Source organism: uncultured Granulicatella sp., assembly GCF_938030755.1.
Taxonomy (GTDB): domain Bacteria; phylum Bacillota; class Bacilli; order Lactobacillales; family Aerococcaceae; genus Granulicatella.
Genome location: NZ_CALHIF010000026.1, coordinates 35,480 through 41,479, shown reverse-complemented (window position 1 = coordinate 41,479; position 6,000 = coordinate 35,480). Strand labels below are relative to the sequence as shown.

General features: G+C 36.8%; 5 protein-coding genes. All 5 read right to left on the bottom strand.

What is annotated here, in order from left to right:
* Window positions 1-186: 186 nt before the first annotated feature.
* The 5 genes from Q0594_RS03090 to Q0594_RS03070 all read right to left on the bottom strand — a co-directional run bounded on the left by Q0594_RS03090 (window position 187) and on the right by Q0594_RS03070 (window position 5,864).
* Entirely contained in the window at window positions 187-369 is a 183-nt protein-coding gene (locus tag Q0594_RS03090) for a hypothetical protein (protein ID WP_298729548.1), read from the bottom strand.
* The gene (gene gnpA / locus Q0594_RS03085; protein WP_298729547.1) at window positions 366-2,606 is read right to left on the bottom strand and encodes a 1,3-beta-galactosyl-N-acetylhexosamine phosphorylase; all 2,241 of its coding nucleotides are present in this window, start codon (window positions 2,604-2,606) and stop codon (window positions 366-368) included. The genes Q0594_RS03090 and gnpA overlap by 4 nt, the downstream gene beginning before the upstream one ends.
* Window positions 2,607-2,629: 23 nt before the next feature.
* A complete protein-coding gene (locus Q0594_RS03080) occupies window positions 2,630-3,508 on the bottom strand; it encodes a carbohydrate ABC transporter permease (protein WP_298729546.1) in 879 nt (292 codons plus the stop codon).
* A gap of 11 nt (window positions 3,509-3,519) precedes the next feature.
* Complete coding sequence (locus Q0594_RS03075) at window positions 3,520-4,404, bottom strand: sugar ABC transporter permease (protein WP_298729545.1); 885 nt, start codon at window positions 4,402-4,404, stop codon at window positions 3,520-3,522.
* A 110-nt stretch (window positions 4,405-4,514) separates the two neighbouring features.
* Window positions 4,515-5,864, bottom strand: a complete 1,350-nt coding sequence (locus Q0594_RS03070) for a carbohydrate ABC transporter substrate-binding protein (RefSeq protein ID WP_298729544.1) — start codon at window positions 5,862-5,864, stop codon at window positions 4,515-4,517.
* Window positions 5,865-6,000 lie beyond the last annotated feature (136 nt).

Sequence of the window (6,000 nt, the reverse complement as noted above, 5' to 3'; positions counted from 1 at the left end):
AACTTTAAAGGTGAGAGACTACAGGCTCGAACCGGTTCCCTTTTACAGCTACTATAGAAGAATCTGCAAGGAATCGCAGTAATCACAAACCTATGGTTTGAATTATTTTATTTTTAAATATTGTGTTTATGCACAAAAGAACAGGGGCTTGTTTGTAAACAAGCCCCTGTTCCTAGTTAAGTTTTATTACCGTTTCATCGATTTTGAGTACGGACGATTGTAATCCCATAGCAAGAGAAGTAATCCAGCAAGACCAACTAACATTGTAGCCACGCCTTCTTTTCCAACCATCTGATGCCCCAAAATAACTACATATAAGAATACCAACATCAATACGACGCGGATCCAAATTTTCACTTTAGGATTCATGATATCTTCTCCCATCTAATTTCGCTTGGCTCAAGTTCCACTGTTCTAGATACTCCTTCACCATCATAAACAAGTGTCGATTGTGCTTCATTCGTATTATTCACAATCGCATACACTCCTTTTTCAGGATAAGCATGTACTTCGACTAATGGATTACTTGCATACCATTTTGTTAATTCACTTTCTTTATTAGCTGCGTAGAATAACGCACGCATTAATAATCTTGTATTTTCTGGTGTGTATGGAAGTCCTGCGATATAAACCCCACGACCTTTTCCGTATGGGTTCGCTGCAAGGTGGATTTCCCCGAATTCTTTTCCTTCCGCATTGGCTGGAAGAACGATTCCTTCTTCAACGCCTCCTGCGCTCACTTTCGGATTGCTAAACTCAAGTACTTCTGTTGCACTCGTTAAGCCATACACGTTTTTAATATTTTCCCCAAAGTCAATCTTATGAACATCTTCAATATCTTCGATAATAAAGTGCTCTTTCAATTCTTTAGTAAAATATTTATCTGTTGAAAGACTATATCCCATTTCTCTTTCAACGCCCAAAATATCTCCAAGTTGGAAGAATCTTCCTTGGTGATGAACGGCTGTTGGTTCCCCAACTCCGATAAATCCTCCACCATTATACACGAATTCACGAATCCGTGTAATGAGTGTCTCATTCTTCCAAACCTCTCCACCGCTAAATGAAGTTCCGGCATCTCCCGCGTTGATGATGACATCGACACCTTCTGGAACTCCATCATGAATGATATCGTCAAAGCTTATGAAGCTTACGTCCACACTAGCTCCACTTAATGCTTCCATAATTCCAAGGTAAGAATAGATTTGTTTATATGGAAGTTCATGGGCAACCATATGTGATTGCCATGTTCTTAAACGACCCCATGCGTTTAAGATAGCTACTTTCAAACCAGTATATGGTTTTGTGTGTTTAACGATATCGTAGATTTCTCTAAATTCATCTGTTACATGTTCAATGTAGTCGACAAATTTAGGGAATTTGTATGCAAGACTTAAATAACCACCGTATCCGATACGGTCTACAGGGTTACGCATGATTGCACGTCTTGCGGATAACCAGTTTTTATTGGCTTCAATCGTAGGATCATTGCCTTCACGGAATACATCTGGGAAGAAGTATGGTAAGAATCTTCCTTCTGTATATTTTACGTGTGGAATATCTGAAATCATACGAAGAGTTGCTCCGCCGCCGACAGAACCAACCACTGCATCTAATCCGATTTGTTCGAAGTATGGTCCATATGGTTCAGTTCCAATCCAGTTATCTCCTAAGAACATCATCGCTTCTTTACCAGCATCGTGTACTTCGTCGACTAGTTTTTTCGCTTCTCTGGCAACAAATGCTTGAATGAAGTCGATATAGTCTAAGTACGCTTTACTTGGTGTACGGAATGTTGAGTTGTAATACCCTTCATCCACAATATCTTCTGCTCTTAAGCGATAGCCTTTTTCCTTGGCAAAAGCTTCTAGCGCTGCGACTGAAACGCTAGCACCATATCCGAACCAGTCCACAAATTTTTCTTTTCCTAAGTTGTTGAAAATCAATGTGAAATGATAGAAGAACGTTGTGAAACGAACTACATCTGTATCCGGATTCTCTTTTAGCCATTGTTTTAAATAATCATGCATGAATTGATTTGAATGCGGTCCACGTACATCAAATGGAATATCATGAGGAACATCTCCCCAGTTATTCGTAATATGATTGTACATTTGAGTTGGATCCCAAATCGCATACACTAGAAATGACACGGTATATTCATGGAAAGGCTTTGTCCCTTGAATCGTAACCGTATTATTTTCTTGGTTAATCGACCAACGTTCTACCGGAACAACTTCTCCTGTTGTACGGTCAATGACTTCCCAATATTTTTTTGGATCATGCACATAATCCGGTTGAACTTGATCTTCAAAGTACCCTTCCATAAATGGAATCGTTAATGTTTCTCCTGTTACTAACCAAAACTTAGACATCACGAAGATTTGTTGGCACTCTTCCATATAATCTTTAATAAAATCATTGTGATTTCGTGCTACAAAATACGTCGTATAAATTTTTGCGTCTAATTGTTTAGTTGCTTCATCAAGTTTTGTTCCATCACTATCACGAATGGCATCGGCACCCCAACGCTCGAGTAATTCTTTTGTTTGCTCTAAAAAATTAGATTCACTTGGTAGGGTTAAACGCCCTTTTGTTTTACCCATATACTCTCCTCCTGCGATGACGACTACTCTTTCGAGCCTCCCAATGTCATCCCTTGTGTTAATTTATTTTGAACTAAAATATATAAAATCAATGTTGGTAACATTACGATTACCATCCCTGCGTACATTTGACCATATTCTGCCGCACCACGTTGTGCTTGAAGTAAGTTCTTAAGTCCAACAGGAAGTGTTTGATTTTTACCTGGCATCAATGTTAAAGCAATAATGTATTCATTCCAGAAAGAAAGGAAGTTAAACAAAATTACTGTGATAATACTTGGTCGTGCCATTGGTGTCATTACACGAAGCATTGTTGTGAAATATCCTGCACCGTCGATAGACGCTGCTTCTTCAAAGGTTGTCGGTAATGTTTTGAAGAAATTCGACAATAAATAAATCGTGAATGGTAGAGATGTCGCTGCATAGACAACGGCTAAGACAAAAATATTATTTAAGAAGAAGCCGTTAATTCCAAGTCCTTTTAATCCTTTATCCCAGTCGAGTAACATTAAGAAGATTGGTACCACAATGTAGTTTACATTGATGAATAATCCTCCTTTTAGTAATGAGTTAATGAATCGACTTCCTGGGAATTTATAACGAGCTAATACATAAGAAGATGGAATCGCTACAACTACTAAAATGAACAATGCTAATGCTGTTACAATGACAGAATTAAGCATATAGTCTCCCATTTTCGCTTTATTCCAAGCATCTAAAAAGTTTTGCCAGTAAAAACCTTCTGGCAAGGTCCATGGTGAGCCATAAAATTCTTTATTTTCTTTAATAGAAGCTAAGAAGACCCATCCGACAGGTACAATAATACTAATCGCTAATGTAATCAGCGCAACATAGATGAAAGCTTTATAGAGCTTTTCAAATGAACGAGTTTGTCCTTTCATGATCTCCCCTCCTAGTATTCAAGAATATCGCGTTTCGTAATATGACTTACGATACCGGATAATCCGAATGAGAATATAAAGACAACTACCCCGATTGCCATACCATAACCGTATGAAGAGTTCGTATAGGCTTGTTTAAACATATAGCTTAGGAACACTTCAGTAGATCCATCTGGGCCACCGTCTGTTAAAATTTGTACTAATAAGAAACTTAAGTTAATCGTACTAATAATGAAGAATGTTAATGTTGTACGAATACTGTTCCAGATTAATGGTAAAGTCACGTTGAAGAATTTTCCGATTTTTCCTGCCCCATCAAGGTCAGCTGCTTCATATAAGCTAGATGGAATATTCGCCATCCCTGCCATGTACATTACCATGTAATACCCAATCGCTTGCCATACTAAGGCAAATGCTAATGAATAAATAACAATACTTTGATCTCCAAGCCATAATCGATTCCATGCCTCAGGTAAAATTGCATTTAATAAACCTGCTTTTGGATCGTATACTGCTGATAAAATCCCTGCAATAACAACGATTGATAAAATATTAGGAATATAGAAAACAATTCTAAATAAATTATTTCCACGAATCTTTTCTGTTGAAAGAATTGCAGCAAATACAACTGCTAATACAACCGTAAAGATCGTCACAACTACAATGAGTAAGATTGTATTTTGCATTGTTCTAAAGAAGTTTTCATCCATCCATAAGATTTTAAAGTTATCCAACCCAACAAATTCTTGGTTGTTTGAAAATCCGCCCCATCTAAAAAGTGACATACGGAATACTTCAATTGTTGGATAAATCATGAACGTAAAAAATAAAATTAGTGCAGGTAATAAACACACGAGAATAAATAAATTTTTCTCTCTTTTTCTACGATTTTTCATCGTTCTGCCCTCTTTCCAACCATTTTTAGATAAAATGAGAGTGGGTGGAAGGAATTTTCATCCTTGAAAATTGCTTCGCATCCCACTCCTATTTAATTCTTTCTATCGAATTATTGAACTGCTGCTTTTAATTTTTGGCTAACTTCTTCTACAGATTTTTGCCATTCAGCAATTGTTTTTTGACCAGATGCTACAGAGTCAATTTGTCCATATAAAGTATCTTTCATGCTCACACCTTCGATAGGTTTTGTTGCAACAAAGTTACCATTAATAACTCCGTCAACTTCATCTACAACTTTATATAAAGCTTTCAATTCTTCAGGTAGTTTAGCAGTTACACCTTGGATTGGTTGTGCTGCATTGTATTTAGCAAAGATTTCAGCTGCTTTATCTGAATATAAGAATGATAAGAAGTCTTTAGCTGCTTCTTGGTTCTTAGATTCTTTTGGAACCCAGATGTGTTCGAAGAATGAGTAAACATAACGTTTGCCACCTTTTTCAATTGCAGGTGCAGCTGTCATAGCCCATTTGAAGCCTTCAGCTCTAGGAGCTTTAGCCATTTCACCAACTACCCAAGTACCGTTTGGCATGAATAAAGCTTTGTTATCTAAGATTAATTGTTGGTTCTTAGTGAAGCTTTGTGGGTTTGCGTTTGCTACTGTTGATGGTTCTACATTAGATAAGAATGTTCCCATTGCTTCGAAAGCTTTAGTAGCTTCTGGAGAAGTGAATGCGCCTGTTTCATATTTCATTGCTTTGTTGAATAAATCAACTCCACCAGCATTTGCTAATAATGATGGGAAGAAGCTATCTAAGTATCCAGATACTGGATAAGTGAATAATGAAATGCTGTCTTTCTTAGCTTTTTCAGCTAATTCTTTCATACCAGCGATATCTTTAGGAACTTCCCAACCTTTAGATTTGAATAATCCTTCGTTGTAGAATAATCCTGTTGGAGCGTAGAACATTGGTGCTAAGTAGTGTTTTCCATCTCCATAAGGGTCTGTTACTGTAGATCCTAATACATTGTTTAATAATTTTTCAGAAACTTTTTTGTCTTCGCCGTAAACTTTTTTATCGAATAAATCTGTTAAATCAGCTAAAGCTTTTTCTTTAATTAATGTTTCTGGTAAAGCTTTTTTACGTCCTAATGCAAGCATTACGATATCTGGATAATCTCCTGCTTTCATTTGAGGCGTAATTTTCTCTTCAATTTCCTTATCTTGAGTCAATTCCACTTTTACGTTTGGATTTGCTTCTTCATAAGCTTTGATGATTGCTGGCCACATTTCTGAACCATAACCACTTTCTAAAGCTGCTAATTTAAGAGTTGTTTTCTCTTTACTTTCTGCTTTAGTTGTTGAATCCGCCTTACTAGTGTTATTGCTGTTATTTCCGCAAGCTGCTAAAGTTACACTTGCTAATAACGCTGCACTTGATAGTAATACTTTCTTTTTCATTTTGTCTCCCCCTAGTTTCTATTACTTTTTAAGACATCTTCAGTTTACTATGGAAAAACCGCTTTCACAATAACTATTTTGCTTTCGACTTGTACTATTTTGCTATCTTAGAAAACGATACCATCAAAATTTTCCA